The sequence below is a fragment of the uncultured Porticoccus sp. genome (genome assembly GCF_963975625.1).
GTDB lineage: Bacteria > Pseudomonadota > Gammaproteobacteria > Pseudomonadales > Porticoccaceae > Porticoccus.
On record NZ_CAXBHS010000011.1, the window covers coordinates 44,715 to 63,071 of the forward strand.

The 18,357-nt window shown below is 53.3% G+C and carries 19 protein-coding genes; 14 read left to right on the plus strand and 5 right to left on the minus strand.

The window, feature by feature from the left end; all coding sequences use genetic code 11:
- Nucleotides 1–36 precede the first annotated feature (36 nt).
- Genes AACZ64_RS10625 through AACZ64_RS10640 form a run of 4 tightly spaced genes read left to right on the plus strand, consistent with a single transcriptional unit; the run spans nucleotide 37 to nucleotide 2,998 of the window.
- Nucleotides 37–693, plus strand: coding sequence for a hypothetical protein (locus AACZ64_RS10625; RefSeq protein WP_293614102.1), 657 nt, complete (start codon nucleotides 37–39; stop codon nucleotides 691–693).
- A gap of 22 nt (nucleotides 694–715) precedes the next feature.
- Nucleotides 716–1,003 (plus strand): HPr-rel-A system PqqD family peptide chaperone, encoded by a 288-nt coding sequence (locus AACZ64_RS10630; protein WP_293614103.1) that lies wholly within the window; start codon nucleotides 716–718, stop codon nucleotides 1,001–1,003.
- Between the two features lie 5 nt (nucleotides 1,004–1,008).
- On the plus strand, nucleotides 1,009–1,917 hold the full coding sequence (locus tag AACZ64_RS10635; protein ID WP_293614104.1) for an HprK-related kinase A: 909 nt from the start codon (nucleotides 1,009–1,011) through the stop codon (nucleotides 1,915–1,917).
- Nucleotides 1,910–2,998, plus strand: a complete 1,089-nt coding sequence (locus AACZ64_RS10640; protein WP_293614105.1) for a nucleotidyltransferase family protein — start codon at nucleotides 1,910–1,912, stop codon at nucleotides 2,996–2,998. The genes AACZ64_RS10635 and AACZ64_RS10640 overlap by 8 nt, the downstream gene beginning before the upstream one ends.
- A 33-nt stretch (nucleotides 2,999–3,031) precedes the next feature.
- Here AACZ64_RS10640 and AACZ64_RS10645 read toward each other — a convergent pair whose 3' ends face one another.
- Nucleotides 3,032–3,232, minus strand: coding sequence for a hypothetical protein (locus AACZ64_RS10645; protein WP_293614106.1), 201 nt, complete (start codon nucleotides 3,230–3,232; stop codon nucleotides 3,032–3,034).
- Between the two features lie 173 nt (nucleotides 3,233–3,405).
- Between AACZ64_RS10645 and AACZ64_RS10650 the strand changes: the two genes are divergently transcribed.
- The gene (locus AACZ64_RS10650) at nucleotides 3,406–4,623 is read left to right on the plus strand and encodes an AAA family ATPase (RefSeq protein WP_339640039.1); all 1,218 of its coding nucleotides are present in this window, start codon (nucleotides 3,406–3,408) and stop codon (nucleotides 4,621–4,623) included.
- 126 nt (nucleotides 4,624–4,749) lie between these two features.
- Nucleotides 4,750–6,027, plus strand: a complete 1,278-nt coding sequence (locus tag AACZ64_RS10655) for an aminotransferase class I/II-fold pyridoxal phosphate-dependent enzyme (protein WP_293615558.1) — start codon at nucleotides 4,750–4,752, stop codon at nucleotides 6,025–6,027.
- Nucleotides 6,028–6,093: 66 nt separating this feature from the next.
- On the opposite strand, the gene AACZ64_RS10660 is transcribed toward AACZ64_RS10655, so the two are convergent.
- Nucleotides 6,094–6,435 (minus strand): DUF1820 family protein, encoded by a 342-nt coding sequence (locus tag AACZ64_RS10660; protein WP_293615557.1) that lies wholly within the window; start codon nucleotides 6,433–6,435, stop codon nucleotides 6,094–6,096.
- Between the two features lie 150 nt (nucleotides 6,436–6,585).
- On the opposite strand from AACZ64_RS10660, the gene miaB reads away from it, so the two are divergent.
- The 8 genes from miaB (at nucleotide 6,586) to holA (ending at nucleotide 16,222) form a co-directional block, all read left to right on the plus strand.
- Nucleotides 6,586–7,950: a tRNA (N6-isopentenyl adenosine(37)-C2)-methylthiotransferase MiaB gene (miaB, locus tag AACZ64_RS10665; RefSeq protein WP_293615556.1), complete on the plus strand. Its 1,365-nt coding sequence runs from the start codon at nucleotides 6,586–6,588 to the stop codon at nucleotides 7,948–7,950.
- Between the two features lie 113 nt (nucleotides 7,951–8,063).
- Nucleotides 8,064–9,095: a PhoH family protein gene (locus AACZ64_RS10670; protein ID WP_293615561.1), complete on the plus strand. Its 1,032-nt coding sequence runs from the start codon at nucleotides 8,064–8,066 to the stop codon at nucleotides 9,093–9,095.
- Entirely contained in the window at nucleotides 9,092–9,580 is a 489-nt protein-coding gene (gene ybeY / locus AACZ64_RS10675) for an rRNA maturation RNase YbeY (protein ID WP_293615555.1), read from the plus strand. Before AACZ64_RS10670 ends, ybeY begins: the two co-directional genes overlap by 4 nt.
- Nucleotides 9,573–10,409: a transporter associated domain-containing protein gene (locus AACZ64_RS10680; RefSeq protein WP_051921124.1), complete on the plus strand. Its 837-nt coding sequence runs from the start codon at nucleotides 9,573–9,575 to the stop codon at nucleotides 10,407–10,409. Before ybeY ends, AACZ64_RS10680 begins: the two co-directional genes overlap by 8 nt.
- A 29-nt stretch (nucleotides 10,410–10,438) precedes the next feature.
- Nucleotides 10,439–11,938 carry an apolipoprotein N-acyltransferase gene (gene lnt, locus AACZ64_RS10685; RefSeq protein ID WP_339640044.1) on the plus strand — a complete coding sequence of 500 codons (1,500 nt, stop codon included), beginning with the start codon at nucleotides 10,439–10,441 and terminating at the stop codon, nucleotides 11,936–11,938.
- A 127-nt stretch (nucleotides 11,939–12,065) separates the two neighbouring features.
- Complete coding sequence (gene leuS, locus AACZ64_RS10690) at nucleotides 12,066–14,600, plus strand: leucine--tRNA ligase (protein ID WP_339640046.1); 2,535 nt, start codon at nucleotides 12,066–12,068, stop codon at nucleotides 14,598–14,600.
- Nucleotides 14,601–14,646: 46 nt separating this feature from the next.
- The gene (lptE, locus tag AACZ64_RS10695) at nucleotides 14,647–15,183 is read left to right on the plus strand and encodes an LPS assembly lipoprotein LptE (RefSeq protein WP_293615552.1); all 537 of its coding nucleotides are present in this window, start codon (nucleotides 14,647–14,649) and stop codon (nucleotides 15,181–15,183) included.
- Nucleotides 15,167–16,222: a DNA polymerase III subunit delta gene (gene holA, locus AACZ64_RS10700; RefSeq protein ID WP_293615551.1), complete on the plus strand. Its 1,056-nt coding sequence runs from the start codon at nucleotides 15,167–15,169 to the stop codon at nucleotides 16,220–16,222. Before lptE ends, holA begins: the two co-directional genes overlap by 17 nt.
- Here holA and AACZ64_RS10705 read toward each other — a convergent pair.
- Genes AACZ64_RS10705 through AACZ64_RS10715 form a run of 3 tightly spaced genes read right to left on the minus strand, consistent with a single transcriptional unit; the run spans nucleotide 16,178 to nucleotide 18,340 of the window.
- Nucleotides 16,178–16,543 carry a VanZ family protein gene (locus AACZ64_RS10705; RefSeq protein ID WP_293615550.1) on the minus strand — a complete coding sequence of 122 codons (366 nt, stop codon included), beginning with the start codon at nucleotides 16,541–16,543 and terminating at the stop codon, nucleotides 16,178–16,180. The genes holA and AACZ64_RS10705 overlap by 45 nt on opposite strands.
- A 17-nt stretch (nucleotides 16,544–16,560) precedes the next feature.
- The gene (murU, locus tag AACZ64_RS10710; protein ID WP_293615549.1) at nucleotides 16,561–17,286 is read right to left on the minus strand and encodes an N-acetylmuramate alpha-1-phosphate uridylyltransferase MurU; all 726 of its coding nucleotides are present in this window, start codon (nucleotides 17,284–17,286) and stop codon (nucleotides 16,561–16,563) included.
- A gap of 22 nt (nucleotides 17,287–17,308) precedes the next feature.
- Nucleotides 17,309–18,340, minus strand: coding sequence for a phosphotransferase (locus tag AACZ64_RS10715; protein ID WP_293615548.1), 1,032 nt, complete (start codon nucleotides 18,338–18,340; stop codon nucleotides 17,309–17,311).
- Nucleotides 18,341–18,357 lie beyond the last annotated feature (17 nt).

Genomic DNA, 18,357 nt, shown 5'->3' on the forward strand with positions numbered 1-18,357 from the left:
TATCAAATAAAACCCCGTAGATACAGGTTTGGAGCAATGGAAAACGACTCACAAAATCATGCAACCAAGAAGGGTGCTGAACCTAATTCTTCAGTAAATATCTCACGCCGCAATTTTTCCCGCATCGGTGCTGCGGCGCCGATTCTCATGTCTCTCGCCAGCCCCTCTGCGCTGGGGGCTCCGTGCCTGTCCAACATGATGTCCGGACATTTGTATCAGGACAGAGGTCAATGTAGCCCCGGCTGGAGCCCCGGCGGCTGGAAAAACGTAGGGGGCAGTGAACCCGACTGGAACAGCACCCCGTTTCAATATGGCATTTATGACCCGAAAGCAACCTACACCCAGGGTGGCAGCGGGAAAAAGAAAAAATGTGGCAGGAACAAAAAAAATGAACCCGAATGCTATGTAGAAGGGACAACACTCTCTGAAGCCCTGGGTTATTACGGCTTAGGCTGTCCCTCCGGGCTCGCCAGCGTCTGCCATTTGCCAATGGCGACTATTTTGCATGAAAATCCCGGTGGCAGCACAGGCAACTTTGCAGGCCATTTTGTAGCCGCACTCCTGAATGCCTCGCACAGTGGCATTACCTATGTCATCACTCCCAGCCAGCTTGTTGGACTTTATAACGATCCATCAACCATACCGGAGCCCTATACAGGGAGCATCGGATCATTTCTGGATTCAACCTGGTAAGTTTTTGCTTTAAAGTATCGGCATGAATAATGCCGATACTTTCTCCTCCTCCTGCCAGTCCTGCCTCTATCGCCAATGGGAGGAGGAATGTGTCATGTACAATCCGGTTTCCGGGGAAACCCATTTGCTGGAAGCAACGGCCGCCAGGATTCTGATCACCATTGCAGCAGCACCAACCCGATACGACCAACTCAGCCTCTTGCTCAAAGAGCAGCTGGATGATGTTTCTGAAACAGCAATAGATGAATATCTCTGCACTACCCTGCAGAAACTTCAGGACATGCACTTAATTTCAGCGACAGGGGAATAGCTCCTTTGCTGCTCGCATCGATACCGCTTCGAAAACTAAAACAACAGCTCGCAGGAGAAGGTATCAACCTGAAAATTGGCCCCTTCGTAGTCAACCTGTCGTCAACCCTGCCAAACGTTGCAGAAAATCTCAGCGAGCTATACGGCGCCTACACTCTGGAAGATATCCACCGGGTCGATTTCCATATCGCACTGCAATCTCCGTCGTTAATCAGACGCTGGATTCGTCCGCAGGCCATTTTTTCCTTTGACGGCTACCTGCCTTTCAAGCCCCTACCACAAACCCAATCTTTTGCCATGTTCGAATGGGGACTCAACTGGTGCGTAGCCAACAATGCACACCAATATCTGGTTATCCATTCCGCAGTTGTGGAAAAAAATGGCAAGGCGATCATTTTTCCGGGTACGCCAGGTAGCGGCAAAAGCACTCTCTGTGCGGGCCTTGTTAGCCAGGGGTGGCGGCTACTGTCCGATGAAATGGCACTGCTTTCGACGCAAACCGGCTTAATCACACCGATTCCAAGACCGATAAGCCTTAAAAACGAGTCCATTGATCTCGTCAGGTCATTTGCAAATGATGACATTTTTGTGGGGAAACCAGTACACGATACCGCCAAAGGCAGTGTTGCCCACATGTGCGCACCCACAAGCAGCGTAGCAAGAAGTGATGAGCCAGCTGTGCCGACCGCCATCATCTTTCCAAAATACCGCAAGGGCGCGAACATTGAATTATCACCTTTGAGTAAGGGCAGGACGTTTCTCGAACTGGCAGAAAACAGCTTCAATTACCACATACTTGGCTCAACCGCCTTTGGTGCGCTGACAGCCATGCTCGACCAGTGCGAATGCTTCAGATTGAACTACCAGAATCTGGATGACGCCTATACCACCCTAGGGAATCTGATTGATGCCTGAGTCAATCATGGAATGCTGCCTGGTTCGCTTCCTTCGTGATCCGCAACACAGTGCCACCAGACTTTCACCTGGTGAATGGCAAATGCTTGTTCGTCAGGCGAGACGCAGCAATTTATTGAGCCGCATGGCGCACCTCGTCGAAATATTCGATCTTCTGTCCTTTGTGCCTGAGCATCTTCAGTCTCACTTGCACAGCGCCCAACTGGTGTCATCAAGCAACCTCCGCTCAGTGAAGTGGGAGATCTTGCAAATTTATACTGCACTGAGCGAAGCCGGCATTCCCTTTGCCTTGCTCAAAGGTGCTGCCTATGTCATGAGTGAGCGCGATGCATCCCAAGGTAGACTGTTTGGCGACATAGATATTCTGGTCAGGAATGAGCAGTTAAAAGAAGCTGAAAAAGCACTTATCAAACACGGGTGGTTTTGCACAAAGATAGATCCCTATGACCAGAAATATTATCGCACATGGATGCATGAGCTACCGCCACTGAAACACCTGAAAAGACAAACAGACCTGGATGTTCACCACACCATTCTCCCGCCTACTGCCGATGCAAAACCTGATATCAATAAAATATGGGAGCAGGTGATTGAGCTGAAGGATTACCCGGGAATGTATGTTCTATCTCTCCAGGACATGATTCTGCACAGTGCCGCCCACCTTTTTCATGAAGGGGACTTCGAGCAGGGGCTACGCGATGTTGTCGATCTGGACGCGCTACTGCGTGAGTACGCTCTGGAGAGTGGCGACGCCTGGGCCGGCCTCTTCACCCGGGCAAAGACACTCCACCTGTCACGATCACTCTATTACGGACTGCGCTATGCCAAGATGCTTCTGAAAACGCCTGTTCCCGAGGAGCTGACAGGAAAAATTGCCGCCGGGGCAGAACCCTTTTGTTTATCCAGGTACCTCATGGACAAGATGTTACTGAAAGCCATGATGCCAAACTGTCTTGGTCAAAAAACCCGTTTACTGGGGCTTGCCCGCTTTATTTTATTTATCAGGTCACACTATCTTCGCATGCCCATGCGGCTACTGATTCCACACCTGCTCAGAAAAGCGATCAGGCAGGAAAAGTAAGCACTCTCACAGCATTGTCCGCTACAGCAACTATCATCGCTTGAGCGAATACACAATATACTCAAGCTTTAATAGGCAACTAAAAACCATCGCTGCAACACCGATATTAAACAGGGTCAGTATTTCAAAACCCACAAAGTAGTAATCGCCCATCAGACGAATCACACCAGCGAGCAGACAGATGACCACACCGGCAATACCCGCCACTGTGGCTATGTTCGATAGAATTCTCACTTAACGCTCCTCACGTCACGTTTAACGATAGACAGCTACCATTTGCTTCAATCCCGCCAATTTTGGTTATAGCGAATAAATCATAAGCGCAAAAGCATTAAGTTGCTGATTTTATTTGCTCAATTTATACTCCGGGGGCTCACAAACCCAAAAATACAATTCGGCCAATTCCCATGTACGAACAATTTTATGACCTCAAGGCCGAGCCCTTCCGACTAAGTCCGGATCACAGGTTCTGCTTTAACCACCGCAGTTACGCCAAAGCCAAGGCTTACATGCAGTATGCGTTTCAGCGCGCCGAAGGCTTTGTGATGATTACTGGCAAGCCCGGCACTGGAAAAACAACCCTAGTCAGTGATCTTGTGGAAAGTCTTCGGGAAGATCAAGTGAATGTCGCCATGCTGGTCTGCACACAGCTGGGGGCAGACGACCTGTTGCGAATGGTTGCCGATGCTTTTGGCTTGTCATCCAACACAGACCATAAATCACTGCTCTTGCAACAGTTGACCCGGCTTTTTGTCAACGACTACAAAACTGGCAAGCGCGCCCTACTGATCATTGACGAAGCTCAGGATCTCTCCACAGCCGCACTGGAAGAACTTCGATTGCTCACCAATCTGCAGATGAGCCGAGAACCTCTGCTGCAGATTTTTCTTTTGGGCCAGGAAGAGCTCAGGGATATTGTTCAGCAGCCAAATATGGAACAAGTGCACCAGCGACTCGTGGCCGCCTGCCATTTGGCATCCCTGAATGAAGAGGAAACCAAGGGTTACATCAAACACAGGTTGAATCAGGTTGGCTGGAACGGAGACCCGGCTATCAGTAATGCCATTTACCCTGTAATCCACAAAGTCAGCGAGGGGATTCCTAGACGCATCAATATGATTTGCAGTCGACTTTTTTTACATGCCTGCGTTGAAGAATTGCATAAAATCAGCATTAACGACGCCAAGATTGTATTGGGTGAAATCAATCAGGAGCAGCTGACATCAAAGACCATGCTTCCCGATCTCGATTTTGCTGTTGAGGACACCTACGATGCACCGCCCCAGGTGGCACCTGCAGCCGTTAGCGACACTAAAAAAAAAGTAGTTGATATCTCGGATACCGTTCGTAAGGCTCCACCGGCCCCGACACCTCAAGCGGGGCTGGCTATCCAGCCAAAACCCGAGGAAGTCCCGCCAAGCAAAGAGAGCCTCTTTCAGGCAAAAGAATTAACCCAAACTGAGGTATATCGCGGGCCCGACTCAAGAAAAGGTGAAAGACGCTCTTTCACAGATCCTCGCCAGGAGGTCCGATACGAACCGGGAAAAAAAGACCGACGCCAAAACCCCGGACGCCGCAAGGAAGACAAAGAAGTACAAAAACGTCCCTGGCAGTTCTGGATTTAATGGCCTGGCGCTCCATTATTCCATCCCACCGAGTGTTATGTTTTTCGTATAATCACTCGAGCTACGCGAATGTATCTATTCTGCAGCACACAAAACTTCACTTCAACCCCGTCAAGAGGAATCCCCGTGTACGTTGAACAAGCAGACCGTCAACAGTTGCAACGCTGGCAAGAAGCGCTTTCTGCCAACCATCGGAGCTTTGTCTCCAGCAAGCTTAATCTCGATCTGACCCGGGGCAAGCCATCCGCCAACCAATTATCATTGGCCGATGCGCTGGATGGCATCCTGCAGGGAAATTATGTTTCGGACGAGGGCGTGGATACCCGCAATTACGGCGGACTGGACGGTTTGCCGGCCATGCGCCAACTGGCGGCAGAGATCCTCGGCGTAAAATCTGACGAAATCATGGTGGGGGGCAACAGCAGCCTGACCCTGATGTATTTCAGTGTCCTGTTTGCCTGGCAGTTTGGTTTGAACGGACCGGACTCGGCCTGGCGACATGAAGAAAACGTCAAGTTTCTCTGCCCCGTGCCCGGTTATGACCGTCACTTTGCCATCTGCGAGGAATTTGGCATTGAAATGGTCAACGTGCCGATGAATGAAGACGGCCCGGATATGGACGTAGTGGAGGCCCTGCTCCGCAATGACAGCAGTATCAAGGGAATCTGGTGTGTACCCAAATACTCCAACCCCACCGGCTGTATTTACAGCGCCGCGACCATCGAACGGCTGGCCGGACTGGGGACTATCGCGACCACGAACTTCAGGGTCTTCTATGACAACGCCTACGCAGTTCACGACCTGGTGGATAAACCTGTCGAACTGGCCAATATACGGGATTCCTGTGAGAAACATGGCACCGAAGATAGCGTACTGCAGTTCGGATCGACCTCCAAGGTGACTTTCGCCGGTGCAGGGGTGGCCTTCATGGCGGGCAGCAAAACGAATTTGGGTGCTATGAAAAAACACCTGGGGATTGCCACTATCGGGCCGGACAAGGTCAACCAGCTCCGGCACCTGAAGATGATTGGTACTATGGCGGAACTGCGCAACCATATGGCCCGACACGCCGAGCTGCTGCGACCGCGCTTTGCCTGCGTGCTGAAGCACCTTGAGGAAAACTTCCGCGATTCTGACCTGGGAGAATGGAGTTCACCCGATGGCGGTTACTTTATTTCTTTTGATACCCGCCCCGGACTGGCTAACGCTGTTATCCAGCTGGCTGCAGAAGCGGGGGTCAAACTCACCCCGGCGGGCGCCACCTTCCCCTATGGAAAAGACCCGGACGATAAAAATATCCGTCTGGCACCGTCATTCCCTACCGTTGAGGATATTGATCACGCCATGGCCGTATTCTGTAATGCCGTGAAACTGGCCTCTGTGAACCAACAACTCAAGGCCTAGGCTCCCGACCTCAAAAAAGGGCAGCACAAGCTGCCCTTTTTATTCAGCCAAACAGGCGACTGTTAACTAGCGATCACTTTTTGGTTTGGGTGCAAGACCCGCATAGGGGAAAGGGGTGACATTACCGGCACCGCCCTTCGCCTCAATAATTTTGCAGGAACCTTCTTTTTCCACTTCATCAATGCGCACGACAGAATGCAGCGGAATAAAGCTCCGTTTGACCGAGGAAAACTCATTCTTCAGTTTTTCTTCGGAAGGGTCGACTATCATCTGGGAGCGTTCACCAAACACAAACTCCTCGACTTCCAGAAACCCCCACAAATCACTTTGGTAGACTTGCCGGGCATAGATTTCGTACACCTGACCCTGATTGAAAAATACAATTTTGTAAATGGGGGTTGATGCCATACAGGTTGCCTGTTCACCGGTTTATCAAGGGCGCGAAAGAATACCACAATCTGCACAAATTTCACCCGATCAGACCACACCCTGTGGGATTAACCACTGACGACCGTTATACTGTGCGGCCGCGCCAAGTGTATCCATAACCAGTAATTTATGTCCGAGCCAAAAATCAAAAAATTGCACATTGTCACCCATGGCTGCCAGATGAATGAATACGATTCATCACGCATGCGTGATCTGCTGGGCGACAGCCACCAGATGGTGGCAACAGACAACCCGGAAGAAGCCGACGTATTGTTACTGAACACCTGCTCAATCCGGGAAAAAGCCCAGGAAAAGGTTTTTCACCAGCTCGGCCGATGGAAACACCTCAAAGCCCGCAATCCGGAACTGATCATCGGGGTTGGCGGCTGTGTCGCCAGTCAGGAGGGAGACGCCATTGCCCAGCGCGCACCTTTTGTGGATCTGGTGTTTGGCCCGCAGACATTGCATCGGTTGCCGGAAATGCTGGCCGAAAGAAAGCAGCGAGACGGCACCACCATCGTCGATATCAGCTTCCCGGAGATTGAGAAATTTGACCGGCTGCCTCAGCCGGACGCCGATGGCGTCACTGCCTTCGTTTCGATTATGGAAGGCTGCTCCAAATACTGCACCTTCTGTGTTGTGCCCTATACAAGAGGTGAGGAAGTCAGCCGCCCGGCTGCAGATGTACTCGCGGAAGTGGCTCACCTCGCCGGCCAGGGCGTGCGGGAAGTCAATTTGCTGGGACAGAATGTCAACGCCTACCGCGGCAGCATGCCCGACGGTAGCCTCTGCGACCTGGCGGAACTCATTGGCTATGTGGCGGGAATTGAAGGCATTGACCGCATTCGCTATACCACCTCCCACCCAGTGGAATTTTCAGACAGCCTCATTGCGGCCTACGCTGAAGTACCCGAACTGGTCAGCCACCTCCACCTACCGGTGCAAAGTGGCTCGGACCGAATTCTGGCGGCAATGAAACGTGGCCACACCGTACTGGAATACAAATCAAAAATTCGCAAGCTGCGCCGGATCAGACCGGATATCAGCATTTCATCGGACTTCATCATTGGTTTTCCCGGTGAGACCGAGAAGGATTTCGAGGATACCCTCAAGCTGATTCAGGATATCGGCTTTGATCACAGCTTCAGCTTTGTGTACAGCGCCCGACCGGGCACACCGGCAGCCGATCTGCCCGATAGCACGCCCGAAAACCTCAAGAAACAACGACTGCAAATCCTGCAAAGCCGGATCAGCCAGCATGCCACGAGTATCAGTGAGCAAATGGTCGGTACTGAACAGACCATCCTGATCACCGGCATTTCAAAGAAAGATCCCGGCCAGTTGCAGGGCCGCACCGAAAACAACCGGGTCGTCAATTTCCCAGCCACCGACCATCAACTGATAGGTACGTTTGCCAGGGTGAGCATTATCGAGGCGTTGCCCAATTCACTGCGCGGACGCCTGATCGCTGCAACGGAGAACACTGCAGCATAAATGACGGCGCTGGCAAATACCTATAAACCTCACTCAAAACTGTTTTCAGACCCTAATAAAGGTTATATGCTTGCCCTACATGCGTAGCCGCAGAGGGCGGCCTATTGGAAAATTTGAATATTCAGACTGCAACACAAACCATCACGCTGGAACCCAGCGACACACGTCGCCTAGCAACACTCTGCGGACAATTCGACGAACACCTCAGACACATCGAACAGCGGCTGAAAATCGAGATTCGCAACCGAGGCAATACCTTCGCACTGATTGGCGACCATGCCGCAGCTGACGTGGCTGGGCAACTTCTCCATCACCTCTATCAGGAAACCGGTCGCAGCCGTGAGCTGACACCCGACCACATTCATCTTGCCATTCAACAATCCACTGCCGGAATGCCTATGGAACACTATGCGACCACGACTACAGCTGACAGCAATGTCACCGAGACAGAGAACGCTATAACGCAGACGGTCATCCGCACCAAAAAAGGCAATATCAAACCCAGAGGACTCAGCCAGCAACGCTATGTGCGGGCCGTACAGACCCACGATATCAATTTTGGGGTGGGACCTGCCGGTACCGGCAAAACCTATCTGGCAGTAGCCTGCGCGGTGGAAGCGCTACTGAGAGACGAAGTGGAGCGCATTCTGCTGGTGCGCCCTGCTGTTGAAGCCGGCGAAAAACTCGGTTTTTTGCCTGGAGATCTGAGCCAGAAGGTGGACCCCTATCTGCGTCCACTCTACGATGCGCTGTATGAAATGCTCGGCGTTGAAACGGTAGCAAAACTCATTGACCGGAGTGTTATTGAAGTAGCACCGCTGGCTTACATGCGCGGCCGCACCCTGAACAACTCTTTCATTATTCTCGATGAGAGCCAGAACACCACCAGGGAACAAATGAAGATGTTCCTCACTAGAATCGGTTTCAGCTCCACCGCGGTAATTACCGGGGATACCTCCCAGATCGACCTGCCCCGACCCAGTCACTCCGGACTGCTTCACGTCTGCAAGGTGCTCAAGGACGTCGAAGATATCAGCTTTACGTTTTTCGGCTCGAAGGATGTGGTTCGCCACCCGCTGGTACAACAGATTGTCGATGCCTATGATGCCTTCGAGCAGGACGAGGCCAAAGACCCGCCGCAATGAAGCTTCAGCTCGATATCGACAATACCTATGGTAAAACGGGCTGGATACCGAGCAGAAAACAGCTACGCTGCTGGGCTACCGCAGCACTGTCCAGCACCCGGCAAACGGCCGAGCTGAGCGTAAGAATTGTCGGTGAAGCAGAGTGTGCCGAACTGAACCAACGCTATCGCCACAAACCGGGTCCCACCAATGTGTTGTCTTTCCCGGCCGATTTGCCACCGGATTTAGAACTTCCGCTACTCGGGGATCTGGTCATTTGTGCACCGGTGGTCGAGCGCGAAGCGGCCGAGCAGGGCAAACCCATTGAGGCGCATTGGGCGCACATACTGGTTCACGGCTGCCTGCATTTGATCGGCTACGACCATATTGAAGATAATGATGCGGATGTAATGGAAGCCCTTGAAACCCGTATACTGACGAAGCTGGGTTTTTCACCACCCTACCAACAGGATGATGCTCCGGAGCAGCAGATATTTCATGACTGATGACGACTTGAATGGCACACAGGAGAAATCCTGGTTAGGCAAACTGGCCACGGCCTTTTCCTCGGAGCCACAATCGCGAGAGGAGCTGGCGAACACCCTCCGCTCCGCCTACGATAACGGCATTATTGATCACGATGCGCTGGAAATTATTGAGGGGGCACTGCATGTCTCCGACCAGCAGGTGCGGGAAATCATGATCCCCCGCACTCAAATGGTCGTGATTCAGCAAAATACCAGCCTTGAAGACCTTCTCGAGCTGGTTATCGAATCCAGCCACTCCCGCTTCCCGGTGATCGGTGACAATGCTGATGATATTGTCGGCATTCTGTTGGCCAAGGAGCTATTACCGCTACTACTGAGCGGTCGTGAAAATTTCGAAATTGCCAATGTGATCAGGCCCGCCACGATCATCCCCGAGAGCAAACGGTTGAATGTGCTGTTGCGGGAGTTCCGCGAACAGCGCTATCACATGGCTATCGTCATTGACGAATATGGCGGCATTGCCGGGCTGATCACCATTGAGGATATTCTCGAGGAAATTGTCGGCGACATCGAAGATGAGACCGATGAGGACGAAGACACCATGATTCGCCCCCAGCAGGACAACAGCTATCTGGTGGATGCCCTGACACCCATCGAGGATTTCAATGAATTCTTCGATGTCGGGATCAGTGATGAGGAATTCGACACCATAGGCGGCATTATCGTCCAGGCCTTTGGCCGCATGCCCAAGGTCGATGAAACCATCGAAGTGGACAACTTTGATTTTCGCGTTGCGGAGGGCGACAACCGGCAGGTCAAATTGCTCGAGTTGCGGATTAAAGCCTAGTCCAGCCGTCTGCCCGGGACCACAATCCAATGATGGGATCAATCGCTTCTCACCCCAAATTCAGGGGACATCTGCTCGGGGTAATGTTGGGCGCCGTGCTGCCGCTGTCGCTGGCGCCGTGGAGCTGGTGGCCAATCGGCTTGATAGCTGTTGCCGGCCTGGTTTTGCTACTCAAGGAGTTGCGCCCGGTTGACTGCTTCTGGCGCACCTTCTGGTTTGGACTCGGCATGTTTGGCGTTGGGGTATCCTGGGTCTTCATCAGTATCCACGACCACGGTCACGCCTCCGTACCACTCGCCCTGATTCTGACATCCCTGTTTGTGATTCTGCTGGCGGTACTTTTTGCCCTGCCATTTATGCTATATGGCACAGGGTTAAACCGTACGGCGGGCACCATGGCCCTCGCCTTCCCCAGTATCTGGGTTCTGGGAGAATGGACTCGCAGCTGGTTATTTAGCGGCTTCCCATGGATGTATCTCGGCTATGGCCACATTGACACCTGGCTGGCGGGGTGGGCACCCATCACCGGGGTACTGGGGATCAGCTGGATTTGCGCATTATCCGGCACGGTGATCGGCATCGCTGCCATCACCAGAGCATCCTTTGTGCTCGGTAATCTCGCATTGCTGGCGGCAGTGGGCTGGGCGAGCGGCTGGTATCTGCAGTCTGCTGAATGGACGACCTCTGCAGGCGACCCATTGCGCATTGGCATCATGCAGCCCGCGCTTCCCGTCGCCGCAAAGTGGGACAGCACACAACTTGCCGCTATTCTTGAGCAGAACCGCCTGATGACCCGTGAACTACTGGGCAACGACCTGGTGATCTGGCCAGAATCCGCGGTGCCGACTCTGGAAGAGCGGGTAAAACCCTTTCTTGCCGCAATGGCAAAAAGTGCGCTGGATACCAATACCGCCCTGCTCACGGGAATTCCCACGCGCAATACGACCACGCGGCAATACCACAATTCCGTGATGGCTCTCGGCACAGCAAGCGGCATTTACCACAAGCAACACCTGGTACCCTTTGGGGAATATGTGCCCTTTGAGCGCTGGCTTGGCGGCACGATGGCCTTTTTGAACCTGCCCATGTCGGTCTTTAGCCCCGGGCCCACCTTACAACAACCCATTCGTGCCAACGATATCCGTATTGGCACAGCCATTTGCTACGAAATTGTTTTTCCTGACCTGGTGGCAGCTACTGCCAACCGTTCAAACCTGCTTCTGACCGTCAGCAACGATAGCTGGTTCGGCCGATCCATCGGTCCAAAACAGCACTTTCAGATGGCCAGAATGCGGGCAGCAGAAAACCGCAAACCGCTGATTCGCGCCACCAATGATGGCATTACGGCCCTGATCAACCATCATGGCAAGGTCGTCGCTACGACACCCCCTTTCATTCGCAGCACCCTCACAGGCCAACTGACGCCCTATCGGGGCCAGACACCCTTCGGCCGATGGGGCTCGAATCCGGTCTTGCTGTGCTCGCTGATCATGCTGCTAGGCGCTTTCTGGAAATTCCGGGCCAACTGACGCAAACCACAACGGTAGGAGCAATGAGCCGCCAATAGTCACATCGCGGGCTGTGTCTGCACCCTCCTTTAGCCTATAATTAGCGGCTTTTCTGGCCTAGCCCCCAACCCCACAATACAGAGTGTCGATGAAAGACCAATATCACCCCAGTGAAATAGAAACTGTCGCCCAGCAACACTGGCAGGAAACCGCCGCCTTTGAAGTCAGCGAAATTCCCGGCAGAGAAAAGTACTACTGTCTGGCGATGTTCCCCTATCCAAGTGGCAAGCTGCACATGGGCCACGTGCGCAACTATACGATCGGGGATGTGATTGCCCGCTACCAGCGGATGCTCGGCAAGAATGTATTGCAACCCATGGGCTGGGATGCATTTGGCCTGCCCGCTGAAAATGCAGCGATCAAGCACCATACTGCCCCGGCGAAATGGACCTACGAAAATATCGAGTACATGAAAGCCCAGTTGAAACGATTGGGCTTCGGTTATGACTGGTCGCGCGAACTGGCCACCTGCAAACCAGATTATTACCGCTGGGAACAGTGGTTCTTCACCAGGCTCCACGAAAAGGGATTGGTATACAGGAAAACAGCGGGGGTTAACTGGTGCCCCAACGACCAGACCGTACTGGCCAACGAACAGGTTATAGACGGTGGCTGCTGGCGCTGCGATACGCCGGTCGAGCGCAAGGAAATACCCCAGTGGTTTATCAGGATTACCGACTACGCAGAAGAACTCCTGGCCGATCTCGACAAACTGGATGGCTGGCCGGAACAGGTGCGCACCATGCAACGCAACTGGATCGGCAAGAGCCGCGGAGTTCAGTTCCGCTTCCAGCTGGAACAGGGCGTGAGTGGCATCGACCACTTTGAGGTGTACACCACCCGCCCCGACACGCTAATGGGCATCACCTACGCCAGTATAGCGGCAGAACACCCTATCGCTCTGGCGCTGGCCAAAACGAACCCTGAGCTGGCTACCTTTATCCAACACTGCAAGACTCAGTCCATGTCGGAATCCGACATGGCCACCATGGAAAAAAAGGGCATGGCCACCGGCCTCAATGCCATCCATCCGATCAGTGGCGAAACAGTTCCGATATGGGTGGCCAACTACGTGCTGATGGACTATGGCACTGGCGCAATAATGGCGGTGCCCGCCCACGATGAGCGCGACTTCGAGTTTGCCAATAAACACGGACTCCCCATCAAACAGGTATTTGAGCGCACACCCTCTTCCGACAAAGACGGCAGAAAAGACACCGAAAACGCACCTCCAAAAGAGGACTACAATTATTTTGATCCCGACTTATGGAAAGACTGGTACTCGTCAAAGTCAGCAGATGAGGTCGTATCCATCAACTCCGGTGATTTTGATGGCTTGAGTCCTGAAAAGGCTTTCGACGCGATCGCCGCCAAATTGACCGAACTGGGCTGCGGCGAAATAAAGACCAATTACCGTTTGCGCGACTGGGGCGTTTCCCGTCAACGCTACTGGGGCACCCCCATTCCCATCCTGAATCTTCCAGATGGTAGCGATATTGCCGTTCCCGCCGATCGCCTGCCTGTGCTGTTGCCAGAGGATGTGGTGATGGACGGAGTGCACTCGCCGATCAAAGCGGATCCGGAGTGGTGCAAAGTCGAGCTCAACGGCCAGATGGTCGAGCGGGAAACAGACACCTTTGATACCTTTATGGAATCGAGCTGGTACTACGCCCGCTATACCTCCCCGAACTTCACCGATGGGATGCTCGACAGCAAAGCCGCCAACTACTGGCTGCCCGTTGACCAATATATAGGGGGTATCGAACATGCGATTCTGCACTTGCTGTACGCAAGGTTTTTCCACAAGTTGATGCGCGACGAGGGCCTGCTGAATTCCGATGAACCCTTCACCCGGCTGCTGTGCCAGGGCATGGTACTTAAAGACGGCACCAAAATGTCCAAGTCCAAGGGCAACACAGTGGACCCGCAACAACTGATTGATCGTTACGGTGCAGATACTGTCCGGCTGTTCACCATGTTTGCCGCGCCACCGGAACAGTCACTGGAGTGGAATGACAGCGGGGTTGAGGGGGCCCATCGGTTTTTGCGAAAACTCTGGAAAATGGTTCATGCCCACCTGGAGGCAGGCACACCCGGCGAACTGGATAGCGAGTCACTTGATCAGACGCAGCGGGATCTCCGCCGTAAAACCCACGAAACAATCGTTAAGGTCAGTGATGACTTCGGCCGCCGCCAGACCTTCAATACTGCTATTGCCGCCGTGATGGAGCTGCTCAATGAGCTGGCCAGGTCTGCCGATCGCAGCTCAGTTAATGGCCTTGCTGTAGAGCGGGAGGCATTGACCATTACCGTACAGGTACTGGCACCGATTGTACCCCACATCTGCCACGCACTCTGGCAGGCGCTGGGTCACACTGACAGCCTGCTGGACACACCATGGCCGGTTCCCGACCAGGTTGCACTGACAAAAAGCACTCTTCAAATGGTGGTTCAGGTCAACGGCAAGCTTCGTGCACAGATCGATGTGGCCGTCGACGCAGACCGGCAGAGCATCGAGGACAGTGCGCTGGCCCATGAAAATGTTCTTCGCTTTACGGCAGGCCAAACCATCCGTAAAGTAATCGTGGTGCCCGGCAAACTGGTCAATATCGTTGCCAACTGACTACCCGCAATTGCACGCTGAAAAAGTGACAACCTAAGGAATAACCATGAAACGATTTTTTTGTCTGGTCATAACCGGTTTGCTGGTGACCACCCTCACCGCTGGCTGTGGGTGGCATTTGCGGGGCACGGGATCGGTTGACAATGTATCCAGTGTACATATCAGCAGTCAGGGCCGGTTTAATGACTTTTATGAGGCCCTTTCGAGATCACTGCAGGCCAACGATATTACCGTGGTGAAAAATGCCACTGACGCACAATACAACATTGTGATTCTCGACCAGAAATACTCCCGCAAGACCGCCACCGTCAGCGTCACCGTGCGGGTCTCTGAATACCAGCTCACCGAAGAAGTGACGATCATGATATTGGCGGCCAACGGACAGCCGCTATTGCAGCGCACCACCCTCAGCACAGAAAGATTCTTTGATTTCGATGAAAATGATGTTCAGTCGAAAGAAGACGAAGCCAACCTGCTGCGGCGTGAAATGCGAAGTGACCTGATCCGCCAGATCATCAGCCGTCTCAATGCTGTTGCCAACCGCTCGACGACCGTACCGGGTCCCGATGCGACTGAAGGCTGAACAACTCGGTTCTCACCTCTCTCAAGGCAATCTGGCCCCTCTTTATCTGGTCAGCGGAGATGAGACACTGCTGGTCCAGGAGGCAGCAGATGCTATCCGGGCTGCTGCCTTCCTGCAGGGCTACACTGAGCGAGAAATCCTCCATGCCGAAAGCAGTTTCGACTGGAATACCGTACTGACCGAAGCCAACAGCCTGTCATTGTTCGCTGAAAAGAAAATTATCGAGATTCGAATTGCCAACGGCAAACCGGGGGACAAGGGTTCAAAGGTGCTTCAGGAATGCGCTGGCAAACCCACTGACGACACGCTGTTGCTGATCATCACACCGAAACTGGAAGCTGCCACCGTGCGCAGCAAATGGGTTAAGGCCATAGAGGCCCACGGCGCCCTGATACAGACGTGGCCCGTACCCCCTGATCAGCTTCCCGGCTGGATCGGAAAACGCCTTCAGCAAGCCGGCATCAGCGCAGATCGCCAGGCCGTTGAAATTCTTGCCGATCGGGTAGAGGGCAACCTGCTGGCGGCGGTTCAGGAAATTGAAAAGCTCAAGTTGCTGCTACCCGACGGCGAAGTAGATGGTCAAACCATGTCAACAGTGGTTGCCGACAGTGCCCGCTTCAATGTCTTCACACTCGCGGACAAGATTCTGGAGGGCGATCCCCAAGCTGCCTGTCGCACCCTCAGGGGCCTTCGCGATGAGGGCGCCGAACCCGCCATTATTCTTTGGGCACTGACCCGGGAGTTGCGCACGCTGATCAGAGCCGGCGAAGCGCTGGAAAACGGGGATCACCTCGATTGGGTTTTAAAAGACCTGGGGGTTTGGGAAAAACGTAAACCGTTATTCAAGCAAACCCTGAGGAGGCTGAAACTGACCCGGTTAAAACAGATGCTTCGATTGGCCGCAGGCATCGACCGAGCTATCAAAGGAATACGTATTGCAGACCCCTGGGATGATCTGACAACACTGCTGTTGATGTTCTGTGGCACCCCCACATTACAGTCGGGAAACCTGAAGCTTGCGTTGAGCTTTCCGGATTGACAGAACAACCAGATGCCCCACCATCAGGCCCAGTAAATCGGCCAACAAGTCCGCTCCTTCCATGTGGCGATAACCTGTGAACCCCTGCAGCACCTCCATCAGAATCCCGTAACCCATCAGCCCCGGGTAAATCAGCCAGATAGAAGCACCCGCTGGCAGACTCTGCTTTGACAACAGAAACAGAACCGCAAAAGTGATGCCATGCGCCAGTTTATCCTGCCCGGAAAACACCATCTGGTCCCCGGTGGGCAATAGAGCCAGCAGCAGCACCGCGATCAAACCAAATAGCAAAGTAGCTCGCCAGAATGTCACATTCATCATGGCTCTGGCACCGGCCACTAGCGCAATTTAAGTTGCGACTTTTTTCCCGGACTGACCTCCCGGCCTGAAACCAGGAGGTTCAGCGCCTGCAACCTTTCAAGTGTCCCCACATCCCACCAGGTACCACAAAAAACCTCCCCCGTGACATAACCACCGCGGATGCCCGCGGCGAGCACATCTCTCAGCGGAAAGCGTTCACTGGCGGAAGAAAACATGGCAAACGTCTCCGGTCTCATGACACTGATACCACTGAAGGTAAAAGTTTGTTCCCCCGCCAGGGGATAACCAACGCAATGATCCGCATTCAGGGCAAAATCGCCGCTGGCGTGATGCAGAGGGTTGGGCACCAGTACCAAATGCGCATCCATATCCTCGGACCAGCTTTGCTCGACCAGCGACTGAAGGGGGTAATCGGTCCACACGTCGCCATTAATCACAATAAAGGGCTGATTGCCGAGAAGCGGCAGAGCCCGGCGAATACCACCACCGGTTTCCAGGGGTTCCGTCTCGCGGGACCAGGCAATACTCACACCAAAACGCGAGCCATCACCGAGAAAAGACTCTATTTGCTCACCCAGCCAGGAGGTATTGATCACTATTTCGCGCACACCCGCTTCAACCAATCGTTCCACATGGTATTGAATCAGGGGCTTATTACCGATATGCAGCAAGGGCTTGGGTGTCTCATCTGTGAGGGGACGAAGCCTTTCACCATACCCCGCCGCGAGAATCATTGCTTTCATAGGATCTATCCTTAACTTGCCATCAACGGCACGGCCTATTTTTCTGATACCAATGCTGCATTTTCACCAGAGGCATCACTCGTCTTTCAAACCAGGACTTGAAGTCATGCAGTTCAGGATACGGCGTCAACTGCTCAAGGGTGTAATCGAGAACAAGTGGTAAGTCCGCCAGATAGCCCGGCTTTCCATCACGCAACCAGAGCCTGGCAAAAATACCCAGCACTTTGATGTGCCGCTGCAACCCCATCAGGTCAAACCAGCGTAGGAACTGGCTGTCCGGCACCGTATCAGCGACACCTGTCGCTACAACCCGCCGGTAATAGTTGAGTGCCCGCCGCGAAACATACTCAGCGGGCCATCGAATATAACAGTCCCGGAGCAGCGAAACCAAGTCATACGTCAGCGGGCCTCTGACGGCGTCCTGAAAATCAATCACTCCCATATCGCCATCAGCGAGCAACATCAGGTTACGGGAATGGAAATCCCGGTGGACGATCACTTCCGGTTGGGAAAGCGCACTCGTCACTAATTGCTCAAAAGTCTGTTCAATGAGCCGATTGTCTTCAGTCGTGATATCCAGCCCAAGCAGCTGCTTTAAAAACCACTCCGGAAAGAGCCTCATCTCATCCCGCAAACGCTGACGGTCGTAAACTGCCAAACCACTATCAGCGAGTGGAACACCCTGCAATACCAACAGCGTATCTTCTGCTTTACGGTAGAACCGATCCGCTGTTTCAGAGGACAGGAGCGGCAACAGTAACTGGTCTCCAAAATCCTCAAGCAACAGAAATCCCTGCGGGTAATCGACGGCATAAATACGGGGTGTGCGGACACCACCGCGCTTGAGCAACGCCGCAATACGAACAAAAGCCTCGTTATTTTCGTGTTCCGGCGGCGCGGAAACAGCGAGCAGTGATGGCGTACAATTCACCCGAAAATAGCGCCGAAAGCCGGCATCGCCACTCAGCGGATAAAGCTGTGGCGCCGCCGATGTCAAAAATTGCCGGGGCAGGGAACGCTCTACCCACTGCTGAAGATTTTGGTGATCAGACATGTTTGAGGAAAGCATAT